This window comes from Asticcacaulis sp. EMRT-3 (assembly GCF_030027245.1).
Taxonomy (GTDB): Bacteria; Pseudomonadota; Alphaproteobacteria; order Caulobacterales; family Caulobacteraceae; genus Asticcacaulis.
In genome coordinates this window covers 2,517,720-2,542,167 of the sequence record NZ_JASERT010000001.1, presented here as the reverse complement: position 1 = coordinate 2,542,167, position 24,448 = coordinate 2,517,720, and the positions used below count along the sequence as shown (strand labels likewise).

Sequence of the window (24,448 nt, the reverse complement as noted above, 5' to 3'; positions counted from 1 at the left end):
ACGCCCGCACAGGCGCCTGCGGGCCAGAAAATGTGGGGTGGACGTTTCAATGCCCGCCCGGATGAGATCATGCAAGCCATCAATGTGTCGATTGATGTCGATAAGCGTTTGTGGCGTCAGGATATTGCCGGTTCCCGCGCCCACGCCACCATGCTGGCGGCGCAGGCTATCATAAGTTCCGAAGATGCCCAAACCCTGCTCGACGGCCTGACAATCATTGAGGGCGAACTGGAGGCAGGCACCTTTCCATTCCGCGCCGAATTTGAAGATATTCATATGAATGTCGAGGCGCGCCTGCGCGAACTGGTGGGGCCGGTGTCGGGCCGCTTGCACACGGCGCGTTCGCGTAATGATCAGGTGGCAACCGATTTTCGCCTGTGGGTGCGCGACGCCGTCGATATGACGATAGGCCAGCTCGATGATTTGCAGGCCGCCCTGATCCGCCGCGCCGAGGAATATGCCGACGCCCTGATGCCGGGCTTTACCCACCTCCAGCCCGCCCAGCCGGTCACTTTCGGCCACCATCTGATGGCCTATGTCGAGATGTTCGGCCGTGACCGCTCGCGCTTTGCCGATGCGCGCCTGCGCATGAACGAAAACCCGCTGGGCTCGGCGGCCCTGGCCGGTTCGCCGTTTCCGATCGACCGCTTCGCCACGTCGAAGGCACTGGGCTTTGACCGCCCGATGCATAATTCGCTCGATGGCGTATCGGCGCGTGATTTCGCGCTCGAAGCCCTGAGCCATACCGCGATCTGCGCTGGTCATTTGAGCCGTCTGGCCGAGGAAATCGTCATCTGGGCCACGCCCTATTTTGGTTTTGTGCGCCTGTCGGATTCGTTTTCGACCGGCTCTTCGATCATGCCGCAAAAGCGCAATCCGGACGCTGCCGAACTGGTGCGCGCCAAGACGGGCCGCATCAATGGTTCATTGATTGCGCTCACCACGGTGATGAAGGGCCTGCCTCTGGCCTATTCCAAGGACATGCAGGAAGACAAGCCGCCGGTTTTCGAAGCCTTCGATGCGCTCGATCTGGCCCTTCGCGCCATGACCGGCATGGTGCTCGATCTGGAGGCCGATACCGCCCGGATGCGCGCCGCCGCCGGGGCCGGTTTTTCCACCGCCACCGACCTGGCCGACTGGCTGGTGCGCACGCTCGATATTCCGTTCCGCGATGCCCACCATATCACCGGGGCGGCGGTGAAACTGGCTGAAACGCAAGGGGTCGATCTGGCGCAATTGTCTTTGGCCGATCTGCAAAATCTGGAAGCCAGGATCAGCGATGATGTGTATAAGGTTCTGACCCCTGAGGCCTCGGCTGCCTCCCGCCAGTCTTACGGCGGCACAGCGCCCGATCAGGTTCGTTTGCAAATCCAGCGCTGGAAGGACCAACGCAAATGACAATTCGACCTCATAACCCGAATCGGGCCCGCTTTATCGCCGCTGCTGCCCTGACCACTACGGCGCTTCTGGCCTCGCTGGCCTTGAGCGCCTGCGGCAAGCTCGGCACGCTCGAACAGGCACCGCCCATGATGAATAAATCGGCGGAGCTGTCGTGGTCCACCTCGCAAAACAGCGATGGCGGCACCACCACCACCACCGACGATTCGCGTTCGGCCGACACTGAGCGCGCCAAGCCGGACAAGGACGATGTCAATCACATGCCCGATCCCTATCGCGGCAATAAGAAGATTTCGAGCGCCCCGCTCGAAGGCTTTGGTAATGCCGAAGGCCAGTAAAGTATGAACCATTTCGACTACCGCGACAGCGAACTTTATGCCGAGGATGTCAGTCTGCGCGAACTGGCCGATACGGTCGGCACGCCTTGCTATGTCTATGCCTCGGCCACGCTGGAACGGCACTATCATGTCTTCGCTCAGGCCGTTTCCACCCCGCCCGAACTGAAAAGCCCGAAGGGTGAGGCGCCTCTGGTGGCCTATGCCACCAAGGCCAATTCCAATATGGCCGTGCTGGCCACATTGGCGGGGTGCGGCGCGGGCGCCGATACGGTGTCGGAAGGCGAGATCCGCAAGGCGCTGGCCGCCGGTATTCCGGCGCACAAAATCGTTTTTTCCGGCGTCGGCAAGACCGATGACGAAATGGCCTTTGCGCTGAAGGCGGGCATTTATCAGCTCAATATCGAATCGCGCCCTGAGCTGGAGCGGCTGGCGCGCGTGGCGGCCTCGCTCGATAGGGTGGCCCCGTTTGTTATCCGCATCAATCCCGGCGTCGGGGCGGGCGGCCATGCCAAGATCACGACAGGCGGGGCGCGCGACAAGTTCGGCATCTCCGCCGAAGAGGCGCTGGCCCTCTATGCCGATGCCGCTTCGCACCCCAATCTGGCCCCGATGGGTCTGGCCTGCCATATCGGCAGCCAGATTACCGATCTGACGCCGATGCAGGCGGCCTTTGCGAAAATGCGCGGCTGGGTGATGGATTTGCGCGCCAATGGTTTACCGGTCGAGCGGCTCGATCTCGGCGGTGGACTGGGCGTGCCCTATTTCAACCAGTCCGAACCACCCTCACCCGCCGCCTTCGCCGAAATGACGGCCCTGACGGTCGGTAATCTCGGCGTGCGCTATACGTTTGAACCGGGCCGGCTGATCGCCGCCAATGCCGGGGTTTTGCTGTCGCGCGTCATCCATGTGCATGAGCGCACGGATTCGGGCCAGCAATTTCTGGTTATCGATGCGGCGATGAACGATCTGATCCGTCCGGCGCTGTATGACGCCTATCACGACATCCGCCCCGTGGTGCAGCCGACAAGCAATGCTACAGCGGCCTATGATGTTGTGGGCCCGATCTGCGAAACCGGCGATACCTTTACGCGCGGCCGCGAACTGCCGGTGCTGAAGGCGGGTGATCTGGTTGCCTTCATGTCGGCGGGGGCTTACGGCGCGGTGATGGGAAGCGAATATAACAGCCGCCCGCTCGCCCCTGAGGTGTTGGTGCGTGACGCTGACTGGTCGGTCGTGCGTCCTAGGCCGAGCTATGATGAGATGATGAAGCGCGAACCTCTGCCGGTCTGGCTGAAATCAGCGCCACACAAGGCCAGCGCTTAACGGACACAGAAGGGGGAGTGATGTCGAGTTTGCAGTCGAGTAACCGGTCGCCCTTCGCGCCGCTCAATCGCGCCCTGTTCGCCACGAAAGTCCTGATGATCTGGGAGCGGCTTTTGCCGGCCCTGTTTCCCTATGTGTTGCTGGCCATATGGGTGGCGGTGGCGGCGCAGTGGGGGCTGTTTCAGCATCTTTCGACGCCCGCCCATGCTTCGGTTCTGATCGTCGGTTTTGTGCTGACCTTCATCGCTTCGGTGCGCGCCGCCAGACGTTTTCGGATGCCCGGCTTTACCGAGATCAATAACCGCCTCGCGCTTGATAATGGCCTGAAACCGGAACGCCTGCTGGCCATGCGCCACGAGATAAGTCAGCCGCCGCTGAAGCTGGGCAAGGCCAAGGCGGGCATTGCCGAGGCCGATCCGTTCGCCCTGCGCTATGTGGCGCTGGTGGCGGCGATTTTCGGGTTTATCCTGCTGGGGCCCGTGCCGATGGAACGCATTATGTCGGCCTTTGTGCCGGGAATCACTGCGCAACCCTTCACTCTGGCCAGCCGGAACTAATCCAGCGCGCCGATATAGGGCAGGGCGCGGTAACGTCCCGCATCATCGAGTCCATAGCCCACCAGATAGCGCGCCGGGGCTTCCCAGGCGGAAAAATCGGCGTCGATTTCACGCATCTGGCCATTTTTGAGCGGATCGGGTTTGCGGGCAAACACGCAGGTCAGCACCTCCGCCGCTCCCGCCTCCAGCGCGATGTCGCGGGCGATTTTCAGACTGGCCCCGGTATCGAGCACATCATCCATGATCAGCACCTGACGACCCGCCACCGAGCGCTGCAAGGGGGCGCGGATCAGCAGCGTGCCTGATTCGCGCACATCGCCGTAGGATGACAGCCACAGGGCGTCGAAGGCGATGTCGGAGCCGCGTTTGTTGAGCGCGCGGCTGAGATCGGCGGAGAACCACAGGCCACCGGTCAGCAAACAGACACCGACGCAGGTTTCGCGGATATAGTGGCTGATGAGGTCGGCCAGCACCTCGACGCGCGTCTGTACCTCGTCTTCGGAGAGCAAAACCGGCGGCAGGGCGGGCGTCTGCGTCATCTCAGTGCGCGGCCTTGTGGGCTGAAGGGCCATCGCCGTCATCGCTAAGCGGCGGGCGCAGCGGCGGTGAGGCATGGTCGGAGACGGGTGCGCCGCTGTCGGAATCGATGGCGGCGGCGCTGACCGGCGCGGTGGCGGGCAGGGTATTGTTGTCGGCCAGTTCGGTGGTGGCAGATTCGGAAGCCGGATCTTCGCTTGCGGGCGGCGAATCGGCCTCAGCCATCGCCGGACGCAAGGGGGCCGGGCTGTTCTTCATCGCCTTCATCGCCACAAGATCGAAATCGAGATCGATTGAAGCCGTCATATTCTTTGGATCGGCCACATCGAAGGTCAGGGTGCGCGTCTGATGCGGCCCGACCACCAGGCCGCTCGACGGGATCAGCACCGAACTGAAGGTTTGCAGCGTCGAATCCATCAGCTTGACGCGCACCGGCGGCACCGGCACCGGCTTGTCGCTGAGGTTTTTCACCTGCGCCTGCACGGTGACGACAAACTGCCCGCCCTTGAAGGCGGCATCGGCGCTCTTGTTGCCGAACTGCAAATGGGTGGCATTGACCTTCAGCCCAACCATCGCATAGGCTCCGGCGATGCGCGGGAAGGCGCTGACGATATTGACGCGCAGCATGAAGGCCAGTCCGAAGACGGCGATAAAGGCCGCCGCCATGCCGCCCCACACCAGACCTTGCGCCGTCAGGGCTTTCAGGCGTTTCTTGTCCTGCAACAGGGCGCGATAACGCGAGGGCAGTTTTTCGGCCTTGATTTGGCGCAGGTCTTCGACGCGCGGTTTGGGTGCCGGTTCGGGGGCCAGATCGATCGGGTCTTCGGGCGCGGGGGCGGCTTCGGCGTGCCAGGTCGTCTTGCAGGCCGCGCAGCGCACCTTGCGCCCTGCCGGCCCCAATTGGGACTCAAGAAGGGTGTAACGCGTACCGCAACTGGGGCAACTCAAGATCATGGTCAGTCAGTTTATCGCCGAATCACTGCATAAGCCCGTATTAACCACACACAGGTTCTTAACCTTATGTCCCGAAAAATCTTAACAACTGATCAAGCCCTGAGCCGCACCTGAAGAGATGTCCCGACGCCCCGACACCACCGCCAGCCCCCCTCCGACGGCCCGCCCCGCTGCGCCGGTACTGGCGTTTGAGCAGGTGTCGCTGGGCTATGGACTGGGGCCGGGCCAGCCGCCTTTGCAGGGCGAGGACGATCCGCGCCTCATTTTGAAAAACCTGAATTTTCAACTGCCTGCCGGTTCGTTTCATTTCCTGACCGGGCCATCGGGCGCGGGCAAGACCTCGCTGCTCAAGCTGATCTATCTGGCCCAGCAACCTTCGCAGGGACGGATTTCGCTGTTTGGCGAGGCGGTGCGCCCGCGTGACCGCGCCCAGAGCGCGCGGCTGCGCAGCCAGCTTGGCATCGTCTTTCAGGAATTCCGCCTGCTCGATCATCTGACCGTGTTCGATAATGCCGCCCTGCCCCTGTTCGTGCACGGCAAAAATCCGGCCAGCTATCATGATGACGTGACCGAGCTTCTGACCTGGGTAGGCCTCAAGCACCGCCTTGACGCCATGCCGGAGCTTTTGTCGGGCGGTGAAAAACAGCGGCTGGCCATTGCCCGCGCCGTGGTGACGCGGCCCACGCTGATTCTGGCCGATGAGCCGACCGGCAATATCGACTATGCGATGGGCCTGCGCATCATGCGCCTGTTTATCGAGCTGAACCGCTTAGGGGCCACCGTGCTGATCGCCACCCATGATGAGGGGCTGGTGCGTGCCGCCGGTATGCCGGTGCTGGAGCTGAAAAGCGGTCGTCTGAGCCGTCGGGATTTGACAAAAACCGATCCTGCCAAAGGGGAGGCATCATGATCGGCCCGCTGCTCAGCCGCTTTCAGAATTTGCGCGCCCGCGACCTGCTGCCGCGTCAGGATGAGCGCGAAGTGGCCCTGCATTATGTGATCGGCGTCCTGTGCTTTCTGGCCTGCATGGCGGCCCTGACCGTCATGGCGTCGGACCGCGCCGCCGCCGGCTGGTCACGCGATATTCACGCCGAAGTCACGGTTCAGGTGCGGCCCTCAGGCCTTGAAAGCGGTTCGGTGGCCGCCGCGCGCGCCGCTGAGGTGCTGGCCGGAGTGAAAGGCGTGGGGCAGGTGACGGCGCTGGAACCGGAAAAGGCCAAGGATCTGATCAAGCCGTGGCTGGGCGATGCCGTGCTTGATGATCTGCCGATTCCCAATCTGGTCGAGGTGCGCCTTGATCCGCGCCATCCGGCCAGTCTGCATGATCTCAAAACCGCCCTGAGCACGCAGGACATCGACGCCTCGATCGACGATCATACGGTGTGGCTGAAGGATGTGCAGCAAAGCGCCTTGACCATCAGGCTGCTTTCGCTTGGCATTTTCCTGATCATCGGCTCGGCCACGGCGGCGGTGGTCGGCTTTGCCACGCGGGCGGGGCTGACGGCGCGCGCCAATATTGTCGAGGTCTTGTCCTTGTGCGGGGCCAGCGACATCTTCATCGCCGAACGCTTCCAGAATCGCTTTGCGCGCATGGCCTTTGAATCGGGGCTGCTCGGTGCAGGCCTGGCCGCCCTGGCCATGACGATCATAAAAATCACCGGACGCTCACAAAGCTTCACCCTGGCCCTTCCCTTTTCATGGCCCGACCTGTTAATATTGATCCCGTGTCCCGTGCTGGTGGCGCTGACCGCCGCCGTTACGGCGCGCATGGTCACGCTGAAGCTGCTGGGTGGTTCGGGTCATCGGGGAGGCGAAATTTAAGCACATGCGATCCCTCATCGCGCTGGCCGTGGTCATTCTGCTGTGGCTGGCGGGTCTGCTGGTCTTTGCCGACCGCGTGATCGATTCGACGCCTGCCGTCGAACCGGCGACGGCTGCCGACGCCATTGTGGTGCTGACCGGCGCCTCCGATCTGCGCCTGAAGGAAGGGATGCGGCTGCTCGAACGCCGACGCGGCCAGCGTCTGTTTATTTCGGGCGTCAACCGCGAGGTCAAGCGCCCGGAGCTGATGGCCGTCACGCAAGGCTCAAAACGGCTTTATGAATGCTGCGTCGATCTCGGCTACGAAGCCGAAAATACGGTCGGTAATGCCCGCGAAATCGCCGACTGGGCGCGCGGCCACGATTTCTATAATCTGATCGTCGTCACCTCGGATTACCACATGCCCCGCGCCCTTCTCGAACTGAAAGCCGATATGCCTGACGCCCATTTTATCGCCTATCCGGTGGCGACCCCCGAACTGGACGCGCGCGGCTGGTGGAAATCACCGAAAAGCCAGCGCCTCATCGTTGTCGAATATTGCAAATACCTGGCCATACTGACGCGCGACGCCATTATCAGCCTTTCGCGCAGTTTCGGCGATAAGGGCGGGGCACCCGCCGCCGGTTCCGAAGACTCCGCCGCTGCGAGCGCCAGTTCGTGAGCGCCCTGATCACCCGCCTCCGCTCCATCCTGTTTATCGTGTGGCTGTATGGTTCAATGGCCATCTTCGGCATCGGCTGTTCGCCGCTTCTGCTGTTGCCGACCGGTGCGGCGATGGCCGTCATCCGCTGGTGGGCGCACTGTGTTTTGTTCGGCGCACGCCTTTTGGTGGGTATCCGCGTCGAGTTTCGCGGCCTCGAACACCGACCCGATGGGGCAGCGCTGATCGCGGGCAAGCATATGAGTATGCTCGATACGATCGCCCCCTTTACGGTTTTGAACCAGACCTCTTATGTCCTGAAGAAATCATTGATCTATATGCCATTTCTTGGCTGGTATGCCTGGCGTACCCATATGGTGGCAATCAAGCGTGAAGACGCGGCCAAGGCGCTGAAGGCGATGGTCAAGGGCTGCCGTAAAAACCTGTCGGAGGGCCGCCAGATCATCATCTTCCCCGAAGGCACGCGCTCCGATCCCGGCGATGATCCGAGCTATAAGCCGGGCGTGGCGGCGCTGTATCGTGATCTCGATGTGCCCTGTCATTTGCTGGCCACCAATTCCGGCCAGTTCTGGCCCGCCCACGGCATTGACCGCAAGCCGGGCACGGTGGTGTTTGAATTTCTGCCGCCTTTACCCGCGGGCCTCAAGCGCGCCGAATTCATGAGCGAGATCAAGACTCGGCTGGAAACGGCCTCGAACGCCCTGATGGATGAGACGCCGCGTTAGGCGATCGACAATCAGGTGTGAGGCCTTTGCAGAAAGATTGAACCACGGATAGACACGGACGGTCGCAAGCGACCACACGGATAAGAACAGATTTTTAAACCTTATACCAAGCTGCGATGACTTTGACTCATCGCAGCTTGGCAAGCGCGACTGCGCGTCGCCGCGTATGCGGCGAGCCATGCGGCGCTTGAGCTGCAAAAAAACGAATACCAACTTGCACCTGAATAGGTTCTGGTCTGCGCAAGTTGGTATTATCCGTGCTGGTGGCCGGGTCGTGTCCCAGCGAGTGGTGTAACTGGGTAAGAGCGTAGCGCATGGCTCGCTGCCCATTCAAAAGGGCAAAGCGAGCCTTAGCGTAGCGGGTTGGTCATCAGTGATTTTCGGATAGGTTTGGGTTGCGACACTCATTCCAGAACGAAAGAACACCGATGACCGACGATATGATGGCCCTGAAAGGGCTTGTTGAAAAGACCTCAGACAGCGATTTGTTGCGCGACATGATCAGCTTCACGGCTGAACGCTTGATGGCATTGGAAGTGAGCGGCATGACCGGTGCCGGCTACCATGAGAAAACCGGCGACCGGCTGGTCCAGCGCAACGGCTATCGTGACCGAGACTGGGAAACACGCGCAGGCACGGTCGAGCTTCGGATCCCGAAGCTTCGTAAAGGCAGTTACTTCCCGGGTTTCCTGGAGCCCAGGCGCGTGGCCGAGAAGGCACTGACGGCTGTGATCCAGGAGGCTTACGTTCAGGGTATCTCGACGCGCTCTGTCGATGATCTGGTCAAGGCGATGGGGATGAGCGGCATCTCCAAGAGTCAGGTCAGTCGGCTGTGCGAAGAGATCGATGACCGTGTGAAGGCTTTCCTGAACCGCCCCATTGAAGGGGAATGGCCATACATCTGGATTGACGCTACGTATCTGAAGGTGCGCCGGGGCGGCCGTATCGTCTCGGTCGCCGTCATCATCTGCGTTGGCGTCAACAGCGACGGCAGGCGTGAAGTGCTGGGCATGGAGGTCGGCACCTCGGAAGCCGAACCGATCTGGGCAGAGTTCCTGCGCAACCTGACACGCCGGGGCCTGCGTGGTGTCAAACTTGTGGTCTCTGATGCCCACATCGGGATCAAGGGTGCCGTCTCCAAGGTTCTCAACGCCACCTGGCAGCGCTGCCGTGTTCACTTCATGCGCAATGTCTGCGCCCATGCCGGCAAGAGCGGGCGACGCGTCGTCTCTGCCTTCATCGGCACGGCCTTCGCCCAGGAGACGGCGGAAACGGCGAGTACCCAATGGCGAAACGTCGCCGACCAGCTCAGGCCCAAAATGCCAAAGCTGGCCACGATCATGGACGAGGCTGAGCACGATGTCCTGGCCTATATGACCTTCCCGAAGGAACACCGCATCAAGCTGCACTCAACCAACCCCATTGAACGGCTCAATGGCGAAATCAAGCGTCGCTGCGATGTCGTGGGCATCTTCCCAAACGACGATGCCATCACCAGACTGGTCGGCGCCATCCTGCTCGAACAAAATGACGAATGGGCGGTTCAGCGCGGACGCTACATTACCCTTGAAACCATCGCACAACTCAGCGATGATCCACTTCTCAGCATGCCAGCCGTGGCAAACTGAGCGAAACCCGGACCTGTCCGGAAGTCATTGATGCCAAGCGCTCAATTACACCACGCCCTGGGGCACGATCGGTGGCCGTAGGCCATCATCCGTGTCTATCCGTGGCTTCTTAATGAAGGCTGCTTATTTAAACGACAGCTCAGGGTCTATACCATGCTACAGAAAACAGCCTGAATGTCGCCCGTCCTAAGCCCTTCCCAGGCCATCCTCGTCGATAAACCCCATCTCGAACAGGCGCTGGCGTAGAGGCGCAAGGCCCGCTGCATAGCGCCGCCACGCCCCCACGCCTTCGCTGTTGATCGGGCGGCGCACCTGAACCGAACTGGCCGTGGCCACCGCGCCATCGCTCTTGTGCGGATTGAGGCAGGCCGCTTCAAAGGGCAGACCGCAGGCCGCGAGCAGGCGTCGGATTTCGCTTTCCGGGCTGGCGATCAGGGCTTCGAGCGACACATCGATCAAAGGCTGGCCACTGGCCGCAAAACAGGCGCGCCAGTGGCGGGTCAGGCGCACATATTGCGCGTAAAATCCGGCCAGATTGTCTTGTGTGTACGACCAGCGATAGGCATAGCCGAATAGAAGCCTGTAGGTGCCGAACAGGGAATCCATCGGATCGCGGCGCAGATGGATGATGATGGCATCAGGAAAAGCCAGACGGATCAGACCGGCATAGTGATAATTGTGCGGCAATTTATCGATGGCATAGGGGCTGCCATCGCTTAAGAATACGGTTTCGCTGCGGTAATATTCGGCCAGTTCGACGGGGTCGATACGGGCAGCGCGCGCCGCCACATCGGGATCGAGCATCGGGCCGCTGCGGCTGGCGGACAGAATCTTGGTGCCGAGCGCCATCACCTGCAATTCGCCCTGCGCCTGCACCTGCGAATGGGCGGTCAGGATGCGTTCCACCAGCGTGGTGCCCGAACGCGGCAGGCCGATGATGAAGATGCGCCGGGGCCTTTGCGGCGCGGAGGCAGGCGGGTTTTCAAAGCGCGATGCCGGAAAATGTTCGATCCAGCTATCGACAATCGCCGCCTCCTGAGCCGGCTTCCAGTCACCGATGCGCACGGGCGGCAGCAGGGGCTGACCGCGATTCCACTGACCGCGTTCGGCGGGCACCACCTGATCCTGCGCGGCTAGCGCCGCCATTTGCAGCCAGTTCCACGCCGCTTCATGATCGCCAATGTCATCGCATTCCTTGAACAGGGCATAACAGATCGAGGCGGCTTCCTGCGCATTGCGGCGCGGCAGGCGCTGAAGGCGGGCAATATGGTGATGCGCTTTCGTCCAGCGCCGCAAACGCGCCAGAGCCAGATGAGCGGCAGGCAGCGAGGCCAGGTCGATCGCATGTTCGTAAGCGGTTTCAGCCGCGTCGAGATCGCCGATATATTGCTGCGCCTCGGCCAGCAGATGCCAGTTCTCGGCATTGTCGGGTGCCGCCTTGACGGCGCTTTCAAGCAGGGGGATGGCCTGACCTGTGCATCCGGCTTGGGTCAGCACCTTGCCCATGATAGCCAGATGGGCGGGATCATGGGTGCCGATGGCCAGTGCCTTTTCGATCAGGTTTTTTGCACTGGCCATGCGCGCCATCGCGGCCAGGGCGCGGGCGCGATGCACGAGGAAGCTGACCTGTCGCGGCGAGCCTGAGGGCGCGCGTTTGATGCCTTGCGCGAAAGCCTCCTCGGCCTCGCCGAAAATCCACAATTCGCAGGTGGCTGAGCCCAGCAGCCACCAGGCGTCGAGATCATCAGGATCAAGCCCGGTCGCCTGACGCGCAGCTTCGACGGCGCGGTGCAGATCGCCGCGCTGCATGGCGGCGATGGCTGCGGAGACGGCCTGATCGGATGGACGGGAAGCTGAGGTCATGCAGACGCGCCGGAAAGGAATAAACGGCCAGTTTCAGCCGCTTCGCAGCCAAACGCAACACAGCTTTATTGACCGGCTTCGTACTGTTTGACGATCTGATACTGGGCCAGCCCGAGATCGAGGGCGGCGGCGCGGTCGGTCTTGCCATTATCGCCGAGGCGGATCGTCGTCAGTTTGCGCTGGGCATCGATGTCGAAGGCGGCCAGAAGCTGCAAAAGCTCCGACTTGGTCAGGATCTGGGCGTCGGTGCCGTCAACGCGAAACAGGGCGCGCGCCAGAGCCTGCGCTTCGGCATCGGGACAACATGCGATGGAGACGGTAACAATACCGGTTTCCTTCATGCCCAACCTCTTTATTTTCAGGGCAGGCCATATCCTGCCGCTTCGCCACAAGAGCGATCAAATATCGTCGTCTGAGCCCGATTAGACTATTATAAGCGCAAACCCGAAAGAGAAGAACGTGAGTCTGATCCGCAAGATCGTCTGGTATGTCGAGGCCCATCTCGAACGCAATCCTGACTTGGCCGAAATTTCTAGGGCCACGGATGCCAGCCGCTTTCACATCACGCGCCTGTTCGCGGCTGTGAGCCAACGTCCCCTTATGGCCTATGTCCGCGCACGCAGGCTGAGCCAGGCGGCGAAGGCCCTGATGGTGGCTGGTGATATTCTCGACGTCGCCGTGGCCAATGGATATGGCAGCCATGCCGCCTTTACCCGCGCTTTTCGGGCAGAGTTTGGCATGTCACCCAAGGATTTGCGTCTTAGCGGCAATCTCGCCGCGCTTGCCTTAACGGAGCCTTTTTCCATGACTGAGATCAAGACCCTGCCCACGCAAACCCCTCGCCTCGTAGATGGGGCCGCCATGACTATCGCCGGTCTGGCCCATGCTTACACCATGACGCAACTAACCGGCATACCCGGCCAGTGGCAAGCCTTCCGCGACCATTTCGGCCATATTGACGGACAGGTCGGGGGCGTTTGCTATGGTGTGTCCTACGACTTCAAACCAGACGGGCTCACCTACATGTCTGGCGTCGAGATTGACGGCTCGGGCATACTGCCGGACGGCTTCAGCACTATCAAAATTCCCTCAGGCCGTTATGCTATTTTCGAGCATCATGGTCATGTTTCGGGAATTTCGGACACATGGCGGGCCATCTATGACGCATGGCTGGCGAATGCCGGGTTGAAACCGCAATACACACCGAGCTTCGAACGCATGGATGAACGCTTCGATGGCCACACCGGCATAGGTGTGATCGAAATCTGGGTGCCGGTAGTCAGGTAAAACGGAAAATTGACGAAACCCGCCTCCCTTATCATCTCTTGATGGGGGAGGATTCAAATAAAGGCGGCGCACCCAGTGATGCGCCGCCTCTTAAATTCAATATCAAAAGTACACTGAGCGTAGCGAAAGACTTTTGATATTAGTAACGATAATGATCCGGCTTGAACGGGCCATCGACCGGCACACCGATATAGTTGGCCTGTTCGGCATTGAGCACGGTCAGCTTTGCACCCAGCTTTTCGAGGTGCAGCATGGCCACTTTTTCATCGAGGTGCTTGGGCAGGGTATAGACCTTGTTTTCGTAAGTCTCACCGCGCGTCCACAATTCGATCTGGGCCAGGGTCTGGTTGGTGAACGAGGCCGACATGACGAAGGACGGATGGCCCGTGGCATTGCCGAGATTGACCAGGCGGCCTTCCGACAGGATGATGATCTTCTTGCCATCAGGGAATTCGACGTGGTGCACCTGCGGCTTGATTTCGTCCCACTTGTAGTTGCGCAAGGCCGCCACCTGAATCTCGGAGTCGAAATGGCCGATATTGCAGACAATAGCGTTATGTTTCATCTCGCGCATATGCTCTAAGCGCAAAACGTCCTTATTGCCGGTGCAGGTGACGAAGATGTCGGCGGCAGAGGCCACCTCTTCGACGGTGCGCACCTCATAGCCTTCCATCGCGGCTTGCAGAGCGCAGATCGGATCGACTTCGGTGACGATGACGCGCGCCCCGCCATTGCGTAAGCTCGCCGCCGAACCCTTGCCGACATCGCCATAGCCGAGCACCACGGCCACCTTGCCGGCCAGCATCACATCGGTGGCGCGGCGGATGGCATCGACCAGCGATTCACGGCAGCCATAGAGGTTGTCGAACTTCGACTTGGTGACGGAATCGTTGACGTTGATCGCCGGGAAGGGCAGTTCGCCCTTTTGCGCCATCGCGTAAAGGCGGTGGACGCCCGTGGTGGTTTCTTCCGAAACACCCTGGATCGCCTTGGCGATGGCCGAATAGAAGCCGGGCTTTTCCTTCAGGTAGCGCTTCATCACCTTGTACAGCGCTTCTTCTTCCTCATTGGTCGGCTTGTCGAGGACGGACGGGTCTTTTTCGGCCTTGGGGCCCAGCACGCACAGAAGCGTGGCGTCACCGCCGTCATCGAGGATCAGGTTGGGGTAACCCCCATCGTGCCACTCAAAGATCTTGTGCGCGTAATCCCAGTATTCCTCAAGCGTTTCGCCCTTGATGGCGAAGACCGGCGTGCCCGTGGCGGCAATGGCGGCGGCGGCGTGGTCTTGCGTCGAGAAGATATTGCACGACGCCCAGCGCACTTCGGCACCCAGGGCTTGCAGGGTTTCGATCAGCACGGCGGTCTGGATCGTCATGTGCAGCGACCCGGCAATGCGCGCACCCTTCAGGGTTTGCGTCGGGCCAAATTCGGCGCGCGTGGCCATCAGGCCCGGCATTTCGCCTTCGGCAATGTCGATTTCCTTGCGGCCATAAGCGGCGAGCGAAAGGTCTTTTACGATGAAATCCTGGTCTTTGGCAGCCATGAGAAATGTCCGTTACGAAGGGGATGATGGCCGCTTATAGCCGCTCACACCGCACTTCGCAATAAAGACATAAACATATCTTTATATGGCGTCCGTCTTATCGGAGAGCAGCACGCAAACAAGCGTGATCAGGGCCGCCACCAGCAGGTAAAGCCCGACCGCGCCTAAGCCATAATGCCCTTGCAGCCACAAGGCGATGTAAGGGGCCAGCGATGCGCCGACAATGCCAGAAAAATTGAAGGTGAGCGAAGCGCCCGTATAGCGCACGCGCGTCGGGAACATCGCGGCCAGGGTGGTGCCCAAAAGGCCATAGGTCATGCCCATCAGCGCCATGCTGACGATAGCAAAGATCAGGATCGCGCTCTCGCCGCCCTTCAGCAAGGGTGCCAGCGCAAACGAAAAGACGCCGATCAGCACAGTGGTCAGGATCAGGCTCAGGCGATGGCCGATCCGTTCGGCCAGCTTGGCCACCAGCGGGATGAAAATACCGAAAGCCACGGCGCCCGCCATCTGGATTTCAAGCGCGTCAAGAAAGGGGATGTGCAGCGTCTTGACGTTGTAAGACAACAGCCAGGCGCTGGCGATATAGAACAGAACAAAGGTGGCCAGGGCCACGAAGGTGCCGAGGAACAGATTGCGCTTATAGCGGCGGAAAATCTCGACCAGAGGCACGCTGACGCGCTCTTCTGCCGCGACCGCCTTCTGGAATTCCGGCGTTTCGGTCAGAGACAGCCGCATCCACAGACCGAGCATGATCAGCACCGCCGAAGCGACGAACGGAATGCGCCAGCCCCAGCTCAAAAGCGCCGATTGCGGCATGAAGTGCAACAGCGCCCAGAAGGCGCCTGATGACAGCAAAAGCCCGACCGGTGCGCCCAACTGCGGGAACATGCCGTACCATGAGCGCTTGCCCTCCGGCGCGTTTTCGGTGGCCAGCAGCACCGCTCCGCCCCATTCACCACCGAGACCGAAACCCTGACCAAAGCGGCACAGGGCCAGCAGAAGCGGCGCGACCACGCCAATGCTGGCATAGCCGGGCAGGAAACCGATGATGACGGTCGACAGCCCCATCGTCAGAAGCGCCGCCACCAATGTCGCCTTGCGGCCGATGCGGTCACCGAAATGGCCGAACACCATCGCGCCGATCGGGCGGGCAAAAAAAGCGATGGAGAAGGTGGCAAACGACTGCAACAGCTCCGTGGTCGGGTTGCCATTCGGGAAAAACAGGGTCGGGAAGACCAGCACCGCCGCCGTGGCGTAAGAATAGAAGTCGAAAAACTCAATCGTCGTGCCGATCAGGCTGGCGATCAGCACCTTGAACGGCGAATTGAGCGGTTTTTGGTGTGCGGTCATGGTTTGTGGCCTCCCTTATCAGCCGCACATAAAACAAAGCCGTCCAAAGCGCGAGGATTTTTGTCATTTGCTGCGCTGCAAGGTTTGACCCGGCACGGCCTTTAAGGCTAAGTCTGGTGACGCATTTCACGGAGCTTCTCATGGCCGACACCGCCGCCTTTTCCACGATCAGCTTACGTCACGACTGGACAAAGGCCGAGATCGCCGCCCTGTTCGATCTGCCCTTCATGGAACTGGTGTTTCAGGCGGCGTCCGTGCATCGCCAGAGCTTCGATCCGAGCGAGGTGCAGTTGTCGCAGCTTTTGTCGGTGAAAACCGGCGGCTGCGCCGAAAACTGCGGCTATTGCTCGCAATCCTCGCATTTCGACACGGGCCTGAAGGCGTCGAAACTGATGCCGGTCGATGAGGTGCTGGCCGCGGCGAAAGCCGCCAGGGATGGCGGGGCGCAGCGTTTTTGCATGGGCGCAGCCTGGCGCGATCTGAAAGACCGCGATGTGCCGGCTTTGGCCGAAATGATCGGCGGCGTGCGGGCGCTGGGGCTGGAAACCTGCGCCACGCTCGGCCATCTGCGCCCCGATCAGGCGCAGGCTTTGAAAGAGGCGGGGCTTGATTATTACAACCACAATCTCGATACCTCGCCCGAATATTATGATCAGGTCGTCACCACCCGTACCTATCAGGAACGCCTCGACACGCTGCAAGCCGTGGCCGATGCGGGCATGAAGACCTGCTGCGGCGGCATTATGGGGCTGGGTGAAAGCCGCGAAGACCGGGCGTCTTTCCTGCACCAACTCGCCACCCTGCCCCACCATCCCGATTCGATTCCGATCAATAATCTGGTCGCCATTGCGGGCACGCCGCTCGGTGAAAAAGCGCAACGCGACGGCGGCATTTCCGGGCTGGAATTCATTCGCACCATCGCCGTGGCGCGCATCGTCTGCCCGAAATCGATGGTGCGCCTGTCAGCCGGTCGCAATGAGATGAGCGAAGAATTGCAGGCTCTGTGTTTTCTGGCCGGAGCCAATTCGATCTTTGTCGGCGACCAGCTCCTGACCACGCCCAACCCCGAACGCGGCTCGGACGCCCATCTGTTGCAAGAACTGGGACTCCGCCCGATGACGATGGCTTGAGGCCACAGGCTTTAAGTTCTACACTCCCTGCCTTCAAAAGAGGACGGCTTTCAGAAGAGGATGACATGACAAAACCTGTTTCCCTTAATCTGGATGATCATGCCGCCGCCTTTATGGCCGGACAGGTAGATGCGGGGCGCTTCGCATCGCCAAGCGACGTTATCAATGCCGGTCTGCGCTTGCTGGAAGATCACGAATCCAAGGTGAAGGCTTTGCGCGAAGCTTTGGATGTGGGCGAAGCTTCCGGCTATGTCGAGAGTTTCGATTTCGACGATTTTCTGGCCGGACGCCACGTCGCACATGAGCAAAAGATGAAGGCCCGCAAGGCTTGAAACGCCTCGTCCTGTCGAACCGTGCCGTGGCCGATCTGGGCCAGATCTGGGATTATTCTGCCGAGCAATGGTCGGTGATGCAGGCCGATAGCTACATAGGTGTCATAAAACAGGCTTGTCAGGATGTGCTGGAGGGGCGGCGCATTGGCCAAACAGCGGATCACATCAAGGCCGGACATAACAAATGTCACGTCGCTTCACATACACTCTATTTCCGCATCAATGGCGATGATCTCATCATCGTGCGTATCCTTCACCAAAGCATGGAACCGGGCACGCACCTCTGACCACGCCATAAAATATTCACGCCGTCCCGATTGGCGAAGCGGCGAAGCGCATGGTATCCAGAGCCATGAACAGACCCGCCAACACCACCGACACGACGCCGCTCTCCGCCGCCGAAGCCGTCCGCCAACTCAAGCGCCTTTACACCCAGGCCGTCACGGCGCTTCAGGCCGATCTACACGCCTGGCTTGATAAGCGCATCCTGCCCTCGAAAGAGCTGCGCGCCGGTGGCCGTTATTGCTACCCCAGGCTCACCGTCGTCTGGCACGGCCAGCACGATGCCGATGACGAGGCCTTGATCCTGCAAAACCGCCACCCGCAGGTCAATCGCGCCTTTGCCCGCTTCTCGCGCCCCGGCACCTATGCCTCCTCGATTACCCGGCCCGATATTTTCGGCAGCCATATCGAGGAACAGCTCGACCTGATGATCCGCGATTACGGGGCCGAGGTCAGGGTCAGCCTGTCCGATCAGGAAATCCCCTACCCTTACGTGCTGGATGGGGCGGGGCTTGATCTCAATAGCGTGTCAGCGCTCGATCTGGCGCGGCATTTCCCGGCCACCGAACTGGCCCTGATCGGTAATGAGGTGGCCGATGGCCTCGATATCGTCGATGAACAGGGCCATCATCCGCTGGCGCTTTTCGATGGCCTGCGCACCGATTTCTCGCTGGCCCGCCTCAACCACTATACGGGCACGCCCGCCGAACATACCCAAGGCTATATCCTGCTCACCAACTATCATCGCTATGTCGATGTGTTCGTCACCTATGCGCTGGAACAGTTACGCAAAGCCGATAGCCCCTACACGGCGCTGTCGTGCTGCGGCCACTTCACCATCACCAAGGACACGCCCAATCCTGAGGAACTGATCGCTAAGTCTTCATGGCGACGCCACCAGATGCCGGCCTATCACCTGCTGGCCGAGGGGCGGCGCGGCATTTCGCTGGTCAATATCGGCGTCGGCCCGTCCAATGCCAAGAACATCACCGACCATCTGGCCGTGATGCGCCCGCACGTCTGGCTGATGATCGGCCATTGCGGCGGCTTGCGCCCATCACAGAGCATCGGCGACTATGTGCTGGCCCACGCCTATTTGCGCGATGATCACGTCATGGATGATGTGCTGCCGCTCGAAATTCCCATTCCGCCGATTGCCGAGGTGCAACTGGCCCTGCATGAATCGGCCGTGCGTATTACGGGCGAAAGCGGCGACGCGCTGAAAAAACGCCTGCGTACCGGCACGGTCGTCACCACCGACGACCGCAACTGGGAACTGCGCTATACTTTGAGCGCCCTGCGCTTTTCACAATCGCGCGCCGTGGCGATTGATATGGAATCGGCCACACTGGCGGCGCAGGGCTATCGCTTCCGCGTCCCTTACGGCACATTGCTGTGCGTTTCCGACAAGCCCTTGCATGGCGAACTGAAACTGCCCGGTCAGGCCAATCATTTCTATGAGCGCGCCATCCGCGAACATATCGACATCGGCATCGAGACGATGAATATCCTGCGCGACTTTGGCCCGAAACTGCATTCGCGCAAGCTGCGCGCCTTTGACGAGCCGCCGTTTCGCTAAACGTAAGGGGAATAAAAATCGGAGCAGATCGCGCGGCACGCCCAGCCGCCGCCATCTGCTCCTGAAGTTTGATCAATGGACCTCCATCCATAGGTTTTGAAAACCGCAACCGGCTGACAAATCCTGTAACAATAGTGGCGCTTTCATCCTTAACAATCGAATCAAGTTGCTGTGAATGTTGTCTTTTTTCCGTGATCAGCCGAAAGCCCTGATCTGTCTGGCGCAAAGGCGGCTGGACTGGACGCCGGTGGCGGATCGGCTGGCGGGCTGGTTCACGCACGATCACGCCTGCGCGCTGATCTCCGATGGCGGCGAACGCGGACGCTATAGTTACCTGACAGCCCTGCCCGCGGCCACCGCCGAACTGGCGCACGACGCCGTGGGTGACGCGCGCGATGCTTTGCACGCCGCCTGCGCTTTTGATCGGGGCGAAACCACGCCGGACGCTGCCCCCTTTACCGGCGGCGTGATCGGCATGGCGGCGTTTGAGCTGGGCCCACGGCTGGAAAACCTGCGCCGCCGCCCTTTCCGCATCGAAGGCCGCACGGCCTGGCCCGAACTGGTCTTGCACCTCTATCCGGCGGTGCTGGCTTTTGACCACACCGCGCATACCCTGACCGTCTATGGGCGCGGCCCCACGCCTGAAGCCGCCGAGGCGGCGCGCGATCAGCTGGCGGCGCTGTATGCCCGCACGCCCGTTTTGCCGCCCGACATGCCGCCCGTCAGTGGCCCCTGCCTCGATGCGCCCTTGCGTTCGGAAACGCCCGATGACGCCCACGAAGACAAGGTGGCGGCTCTGGTGCAGCAGATCCATGCCGGTGACCTGTTTCAGGCCAATCTGGCGCGCGGCTGGACGGGGCGTTTGCGCGAAGGCGTAACCCCCGGACAGGTGGCGGCGCAATTGCACCGGCGTGGCCCCGCCCCCTTTGGCGGATACCTGCGCCTTGGCCCATCACAGCGCGCCATCGTTTCCAACAGCCCGGAGCGCTTTATTCGCCTTGAACCCGATGGCCGTATGGAAACGCGCCCGATCAAGGGCACGCGCCCGCGCGGTGAAAGCCCCGCAGCCGACCGGGCACTGGCCGCCGAACTGCTGGCCAGCGAAAAAGACCGCGCCGAAAACCTGATGATCGTCGATCTGATGCGCCATGATCTGGGCCGTGTGGCCGAGATCGGCAGCGTGCGGGTGACGGCGCTCCATGCGCTGGAATCGTTCGCCAATGTCCACCATCTCGTCTCGACCGTCACAGCACGTTTGCGCGAGGGCCTGACCGCGGCTGATCTTTTGTGCGCCACCCTGCCCGCCGGATCGATTTCCGGCGCGCCCAAGGTGCAGGCGATGAAGGTGATCGCCGGGATGGAGGCGGCGCGCGGCCCCTATTGCGGTTCGCTGTTCTGGATCGATGCGGGCGGCGGCATGGATTCGAATGTGCTGATCCGCACGCTTGCCTGCGAAAGGGATGAAGGTGGCCGCTGGCTGATCCGGGCGGCGGCGGGCGGCGGCATCGTGGCCGACAGCGATCCGCTCAGCGAGCGGCTGGAAAGCGAAACCAAGCTGTCGCTGATCCGGGCCGTGCTGGAGGGCGTTTAAGCTCTAGGGTACGGGGCAATCCGAACAGACCACCGCCGCGCCATTGCGCGGATGGTGATAAAAGGTGTCGGTGAATTTCGTCTCGCCGGGCAGGAAATTGCCAATCGGCGAGTCATAATCATATTCCACCTCGGTCATGATCAGACTTTCGCCGGGTGCGATCTGCGCCGTGGTGATGGCGGGAACCGGGTCGTTTTGATGTAGGCGGGCCATATTGGAGCCCTGGCTCCAGTTCACCAGCGCCTTGTTCTGACTGCTCATGGTCACGCTGGTCAGGCGCATTTTCAGACTCGCACCGGTGGCGAAGGGCTGCATCATGCTGTTGCCGATGTTCCACAGATCGCTGATATTAGCCACGGTCAGGGTTTCGGACTGGGCGGCCAGATCGCCGATCGTAGCGGCCAGGTGCGAGGTGCGGCGCGAGGCCATCATGCCCAGGGTCAGCTCGGCCAGACCAAGATAAATCATGATCAGCAGCGGTGCCACCAGGGCGAATTCGATGGCCGATACGCCTTTGCGGTCGGCGGCGAAACGCTGCAAGCCGGCCCATTGCCTGATCTTTCGGTTCATCTGGCGCAGCATCAGAAGGGCTCATTCCTGAAGACCGCCGTGGCGGTGATGACGGCGTCGCCATTGGCCAGCGAAGCCAGACCCGGCTTCAGGAAAGGCGTGAACAGGGGCCATTCGTAATAGGCGCGCACCAACTGAATGGTGGAGCCCGCCCCGATCTGATAAGCAAAAACGCTGCCCTGCATCTTGCCGTTCAGGATCGGGCTGGTCGTGTCAACCAGAGAAAAATTACTGTAGGTGCGCACATCGACCTGCAATGACGCCATGCAACTGCCGGCCAGCCAGGTCATATTATTGCAGATGAGCTGGCGAAAATCCGTCGCCGTGGAATTGGCCGCCGTGGTGGTGCCGGTGCGGATCTGGCGGGCGGCGATGTCGGTGGCGTTGTCGAGCGTTACCGACAGCAGGATCACCAGGGCCAGTTCGATACAGCACATGATCATGAAGATCAGCGGCCCGGCCACCAGGGCGAATTCGATCGCCGCCGCGCCGCGCCGGTCATCGCGCCAACGGCGGCGCAGGGCCTGAAAGGCGCGCGATAAAGACAATGACCGCATGGTCAGCATGAAGCCCCCGACGAGATGATCCGTCAGTTTAGCGCAACGGCGTCAACAGTCCGTTAAGTGCCCGCCAGAAGGGTGAGAAAGAAAGATACCCCTCCGGCGCTGCGCGCCCTTGGCTTTGCAAAAGCTATACTTTTGCTTTGCCAAACCCCACGCTTCGCGCAGGTAGGAGGAAGATAACGGGAGGAGGGAGATAACGGCACCACCCTCCTCCCTATCGAGCAAAGCGAAGATGGGGAGGTGGCAGCGAGCGCAGCGAAGCTGACGGTGGGGTATCTTCCGTCTATTGCGCAGCCACCGTCACCGGCATGGCGGCGGGCGTCAGATTCATACCGGACGATCCCTGCGATGCCACGGCCTGCGGGTCTTCCGGCGTGCAGATGGTGGAGCAGATCACCGTGGAGGGGGTCAGCCCCTTATAGACGGTGACCGCACCCTGCTGGGCGGCGGTGACCATCACCTCGCCATCGAACAAGGGACGGCCCGCCTGATCGGTGACGGTGATGGCGCTCGAACCGAAACCCTTGCCCACTATATAGAGTGTGTGGGAATCGACCACGGTGACATCGGCAATGTCGGGATTGCCGACAATCACCGATCCCGCCGAACCGGCCAGGCTGACGCGCAGCGTGTGGTTCTTTTCCACCGTCACGCGCTGGGCGGCCAGGGCCGGGGCGGCCAGCAGGGCCATAGCGGCCATCAGGGCCATAGCGGCCATCAGGGCGGCAACAGGGCCGAAAATTTTGCGGTTCATCATGGATGCGGCTCATCTTGCAAAGAAGGACGGAGCTTCAGTCTGGCGGCCAGAGCTGAGGAATCGATTAGCGGGAAAGGTAAATAATAAATCTTTAAATTTACTAAACATAATATTAAAGCAAATTTCTTGAGAAAAATCAATATTTGATAGACTTAATAAAGATTAACCTTAATGACAATTAACAGTAAATCCTTATTAACTATAGATTATTTTCAAAAATAATTCGATATTTACTAGCAATTAATCAAGGTTCGCTAAATTCGATCCTGTGTTCGGGAGCATTTGAGCCATTCAACTTGAGGCCCGATACGAGTAAATGGATCAATTGCTACAAGTCATTCAACCAGGAGAAACCCTATGACCAAGTTCTTCAACCGCTTTGCCAAAGACGAATCCGGCGCCACCGCCATCGAATATGGCCTGATCGCCGCCCTGATCGCCGTTGCCCTGATCACCATTCTCGGCACCCTGTCCGGCAGCCTGTCGAACACCTTCAGCAAGATTTCGACCAAGCTGACGACGGCTAACGGCGCCGCTTAATCGACCCAGATCACCTATCTGATCTGATGCGGGCCACGGACGATCAACCCGTCCGTGGCCCGTTTCTGTATCCGGCATCCGCCTTCCTCCGGAGGTTTTTCATGTTCCGGCGTTTTTTCAATGATACCAGCGGCGCTACCGCCATCGAATATGGCCTGATCGCCGCCATCATTTTTCTGGGCTGCATCGGCGCATTTTATGCCTTTGGCACCAGCGCGATCAATATGTTCAGCCATGTATCGGATTCCGTACTGGCCGTGGCCAACAGAGCCAACTGACCCCCCATAAGCATATCCTTAACCACGGGCGGCTACATCTCGGACAGGTTCCGATTCTGCCGAGGTTTTTCCGTGCTGACCCTGCTCGCCACCCTGTTCGCCCTCGTCTATCCGGCCTGTCTGCTGGCGGCGGCCTTTACCGACCTCACCACCATGACCATCCCCAACCGCCTGACCATAGGTCTGGCGGTCGCTTTCGTGCCCGCTGCCCTGCTGGCCCAGATCAGCGGCGTGCCTTTCGGCCTGACCGACTGGGGTATTCATCTCGGCCTCGGCGCGCTGGGCCTGGTGCTCGGCATGGTCTTCTTCGCCCTGCGCTTCATGGGCGGCGGCGACGCCAAGCTGATCGCGGCGGCTTCGCTATGGCTGGGCTGGCATGGCTTCGTGGCCTTCCTGATCTATACGGCGCTGGCGGGCGGCGCGCTCACCCTGGCGCTGCTGGGCCTGCGTCAGGCCTTTCCATTGGCGGGGCCGAAACTGCCCGCCTGGCTTGGCCGCCATTTCGAGGCGCGCGGCGATATTCCGTATGGCATCGCCATCGCCATCGGCGGGCTGGCCGCCATCTGGCAGAGCGATTTCCTCAGCCTGATCCGGCCCTGATCAGGCAAAACGCCCCCTCCGTCTCGACGCGCTGCGCTTGCTCGCCACCTCCCCCGCTATGCAGGGGAGGATGAGAACAAATGATCCTCCCCTGTAAGCGCAGCGTACGGGGGAGGTGGCGCGGCTTGCCCGCGACGGAGGGGGCATTCAAGGCCGCAAGATACCCCACTGTCATCTGCGCTTGCGCCCTCCCCCCCCCGCTATGCAGGGGAGGATGAGAACAAATGATCCTCCCCTG

27 protein-coding genes are annotated in these 24,448 nt (G+C 60.8%); 18 read left to right on the top strand and 9 right to left on the bottom strand.

Annotated features, from left to right (window positions below; translation table 11 throughout):
* Positions 1 to 30 precede the first annotated feature (30 nt).
* From argH to QB905_RS11960, 4 genes are read left to right on the top strand one after another with little or no spacing between them, the layout of a single operon-like run.
* Entirely contained in the window at positions 31 to 1,398 is a 1,368-nt protein-coding gene (gene argH / locus QB905_RS11975; RefSeq protein ID WP_282975633.1) for an argininosuccinate lyase, read from the top strand.
* Positions 1,395 to 1,736, top strand: a complete 342-nt coding sequence (locus QB905_RS11970; RefSeq protein WP_282975253.1) for a hypothetical protein — start codon at positions 1,395 to 1,397, stop codon at positions 1,734 to 1,736. Before argH ends, QB905_RS11970 begins: the two co-directional genes overlap by 4 nt.
* Before the next feature lie 3 nt (positions 1,737 to 1,739).
* Positions 1,740 to 3,059, top strand: coding sequence for a diaminopimelate decarboxylase (gene lysA, locus QB905_RS11965; RefSeq protein ID WP_282975252.1), 1,320 nt, complete (start codon positions 1,740 to 1,742; stop codon positions 3,057 to 3,059).
* A gap of 20 nt (positions 3,060 to 3,079) precedes the next feature.
* Positions 3,080 to 3,616 carry a DUF4175 family protein gene (locus QB905_RS11960; RefSeq protein ID WP_282975251.1) on the top strand — a complete coding sequence of 179 codons (537 nt, stop codon included), beginning with the start codon at positions 3,080 to 3,082 and terminating at the stop codon, positions 3,614 to 3,616.
* Here the strand turns inward: QB905_RS11960 and QB905_RS11955 are convergent.
* Both QB905_RS11955 and QB905_RS11950 read right to left on the bottom strand, forming a co-directional pair.
* The gene (locus tag QB905_RS11955; RefSeq protein WP_282975250.1) at positions 3,613 to 4,155 is read right to left on the bottom strand and encodes a phosphoribosyltransferase; all 543 of its coding nucleotides are present in this window, start codon (positions 4,153 to 4,155) and stop codon (positions 3,613 to 3,615) included. The two genes, QB905_RS11960 and QB905_RS11955, sit on opposite strands and share 4 nt — an antisense overlap.
* Position 4,156: 1 nt before the next feature.
* Positions 4,157 to 5,107: an MJ0042-type zinc finger domain-containing protein gene (locus QB905_RS11950; RefSeq protein ID WP_282975249.1), complete on the bottom strand. Its 951-nt coding sequence runs from the start codon at positions 5,105 to 5,107 to the stop codon at positions 4,157 to 4,159.
* A 118-nt stretch (positions 5,108 to 5,225) separates the two neighbouring features.
* Between QB905_RS11950 and QB905_RS11945 the strand changes: the two genes are divergently transcribed.
* The 5 genes from QB905_RS11945 (at position 5,226) to QB905_RS11925 (ending at position 9,942) form a co-directional block, all read left to right on the top strand.
* Positions 5,226 to 6,017, top strand: coding sequence for a cell division ATP-binding protein FtsE (locus tag QB905_RS11945; protein ID WP_282975248.1), 792 nt, complete (start codon positions 5,226 to 5,228; stop codon positions 6,015 to 6,017).
* Positions 6,014 to 6,928: a cell division protein FtsX gene (locus tag QB905_RS11940; RefSeq protein WP_282975247.1), complete on the top strand. Its 915-nt coding sequence runs from the start codon at positions 6,014 to 6,016 to the stop codon at positions 6,926 to 6,928. The genes QB905_RS11945 and QB905_RS11940 overlap by 4 nt, the downstream gene beginning before the upstream one ends.
* Positions 6,929 to 6,932: 4 nt before the next feature.
* Positions 6,933 to 7,589 (top strand): YdcF family protein, encoded by a 657-nt coding sequence (locus QB905_RS11935; protein ID WP_282975246.1) that lies wholly within the window; start codon positions 6,933 to 6,935, stop codon positions 7,587 to 7,589.
* An 8-nt stretch (positions 7,590 to 7,597) separates the two neighbouring features.
* Entirely contained in the window at positions 7,598 to 8,314 is a 717-nt protein-coding gene (locus tag QB905_RS11930) for a lysophospholipid acyltransferase family protein (protein ID WP_282975632.1), read from the top strand.
* A 428-nt stretch (positions 8,315 to 8,742) separates the two neighbouring features.
* Positions 8,743 to 9,942, top strand: coding sequence for an IS256 family transposase (locus QB905_RS11925; protein WP_282973519.1), 1,200 nt, complete (start codon positions 8,743 to 8,745; stop codon positions 9,940 to 9,942).
* A 186-nt stretch (positions 9,943 to 10,128) separates the two neighbouring features.
* Here the strand turns inward: QB905_RS11925 and QB905_RS11920 are convergent, their stop codons facing one another.
* Together QB905_RS11920 and QB905_RS11915 are read right to left on the bottom strand one after the other, a co-directional pair.
* Positions 10,129 to 11,805: a tetratricopeptide repeat-containing sulfotransferase family protein gene (locus QB905_RS11920; protein WP_282975245.1), complete on the bottom strand. Its 1,677-nt coding sequence runs from the start codon at positions 11,803 to 11,805 to the stop codon at positions 10,129 to 10,131.
* A gap of 65 nt (positions 11,806 to 11,870) precedes the next feature.
* Positions 11,871 to 12,146 carry a hypothetical protein gene (locus QB905_RS11915; RefSeq protein ID WP_282975244.1) on the bottom strand — a complete coding sequence of 92 codons (276 nt, stop codon included), beginning with the start codon at positions 12,144 to 12,146 and terminating at the stop codon, positions 11,871 to 11,873.
* 118 nt (positions 12,147 to 12,264) lie between these two features.
* On the opposite strand from QB905_RS11915, the gene QB905_RS11910 reads away from it, so the two are divergent.
* Positions 12,265 to 13,092 (top strand): AraC family transcriptional regulator, encoded by an 828-nt coding sequence (locus tag QB905_RS11910; RefSeq protein WP_282975242.1) that lies wholly within the window; start codon positions 12,265 to 12,267, stop codon positions 13,090 to 13,092.
* A 139-nt stretch (positions 13,093 to 13,231) separates the two neighbouring features.
* On the opposite strand, the gene ahcY is transcribed toward QB905_RS11910, so the two are convergent.
* Positions 13,232 to 14,635 carry an adenosylhomocysteinase gene (gene ahcY, locus QB905_RS11905; RefSeq protein WP_282975241.1) on the bottom strand — a complete coding sequence of 468 codons (1,404 nt, stop codon included), beginning with the start codon at positions 14,633 to 14,635 and terminating at the stop codon, positions 13,232 to 13,234.
* A gap of 81 nt (positions 14,636 to 14,716) precedes the next feature.
* Entirely contained in the window at positions 14,717 to 15,988 is a 1,272-nt protein-coding gene (locus tag QB905_RS11900) for an MFS transporter (RefSeq protein WP_282975240.1), read from the bottom strand.
* A gap of 140 nt (positions 15,989 to 16,128) precedes the next feature.
* Between QB905_RS11900 and bioB the strand changes: the two genes are divergently transcribed.
* The 5 genes from bioB to QB905_RS11875 all read left to right on the top strand — a co-directional run bounded on the left by bioB (position 16,129) and on the right by QB905_RS11875 (position 20,902).
* Positions 16,129 to 17,118 carry a biotin synthase BioB gene (gene bioB, locus QB905_RS11895; RefSeq protein WP_282975239.1) on the top strand — a complete coding sequence of 330 codons (990 nt, stop codon included), beginning with the start codon at positions 16,129 to 16,131 and terminating at the stop codon, positions 17,116 to 17,118.
* A 65-nt stretch (positions 17,119 to 17,183) separates the two neighbouring features.
* Positions 17,184 to 17,450: a type II toxin-antitoxin system ParD family antitoxin gene (locus tag QB905_RS11890; protein ID WP_282975238.1), complete on the top strand. Its 267-nt coding sequence runs from the start codon at positions 17,184 to 17,186 to the stop codon at positions 17,448 to 17,450.
* A complete protein-coding gene (locus tag QB905_RS11885; protein WP_282975237.1) occupies positions 17,447 to 17,737 on the top strand; it encodes a type II toxin-antitoxin system RelE/ParE family toxin in 291 nt (96 codons plus the stop codon). Before QB905_RS11890 ends, QB905_RS11885 begins: the two co-directional genes overlap by 4 nt.
* 65 nt (positions 17,738 to 17,802) lie before the next feature.
* A complete protein-coding gene (locus QB905_RS11880) occupies positions 17,803 to 19,311 on the top strand; it encodes an AMP nucleosidase (protein ID WP_282975236.1) in 1,509 nt (502 codons plus the stop codon).
* Positions 19,312 to 19,486: 175 nt separating this feature from the next.
* Entirely contained in the window at positions 19,487 to 20,902 is a 1,416-nt protein-coding gene (locus QB905_RS11875; RefSeq protein ID WP_282975235.1) for an anthranilate synthase component I family protein, read from the top strand.
* Between the two features lie 3 nt (positions 20,903 to 20,905).
* On the opposite strand, the gene QB905_RS11870 is transcribed toward QB905_RS11875, so the two are convergent.
* The 3 genes from QB905_RS11870 to QB905_RS11860 all read right to left on the bottom strand — a co-directional run bounded on the left by QB905_RS11870 (position 20,906) and on the right by QB905_RS11860 (position 22,792).
* A complete protein-coding gene (locus tag QB905_RS11870) occupies positions 20,906 to 21,484 on the bottom strand; it encodes a TadE/TadG family type IV pilus assembly protein (protein ID WP_282975234.1) in 579 nt (192 codons plus the stop codon).
* Positions 21,484 to 22,029, bottom strand: coding sequence for a TadE/TadG family type IV pilus assembly protein (locus QB905_RS11865; protein WP_282975233.1), 546 nt, complete (start codon positions 22,027 to 22,029; stop codon positions 21,484 to 21,486). Before QB905_RS11865 ends, QB905_RS11870 begins: the two co-directional genes overlap by 1 nt.
* A gap of 289 nt (positions 22,030 to 22,318) precedes the next feature.
* Complete coding sequence (locus tag QB905_RS11860; protein ID WP_282975232.1) at positions 22,319 to 22,792, bottom strand: pilus assembly protein N-terminal domain-containing protein; 474 nt, start codon at positions 22,790 to 22,792, stop codon at positions 22,319 to 22,321.
* Positions 22,793 to 23,149: 357 nt separating this feature from the next.
* On the opposite strand from QB905_RS11860, the gene QB905_RS11855 reads away from it, so the two are divergent.
* The 3 genes from QB905_RS11855 to QB905_RS11845 all read left to right on the top strand — a co-directional run bounded on the left by QB905_RS11855 (position 23,150) and on the right by QB905_RS11845 (position 24,210).
* Complete coding sequence (locus QB905_RS11855; RefSeq protein ID WP_282975231.1) at positions 23,150 to 23,332, top strand: Flp family type IVb pilin; 183 nt, start codon at positions 23,150 to 23,152, stop codon at positions 23,330 to 23,332.
* A 101-nt stretch (positions 23,333 to 23,433) separates the two neighbouring features.
* Entirely contained in the window at positions 23,434 to 23,610 is a 177-nt protein-coding gene (locus QB905_RS11850; protein ID WP_282975230.1) for a Flp family type IVb pilin, read from the top strand.
* Positions 23,611 to 23,682: 72 nt separating this feature from the next.
* Entirely contained in the window at positions 23,683 to 24,210 is a 528-nt protein-coding gene (locus QB905_RS11845) for an A24 family peptidase (RefSeq protein ID WP_282975229.1), read from the top strand.
* Positions 24,211 to 24,448: the final 238 nt, after the last annotated feature.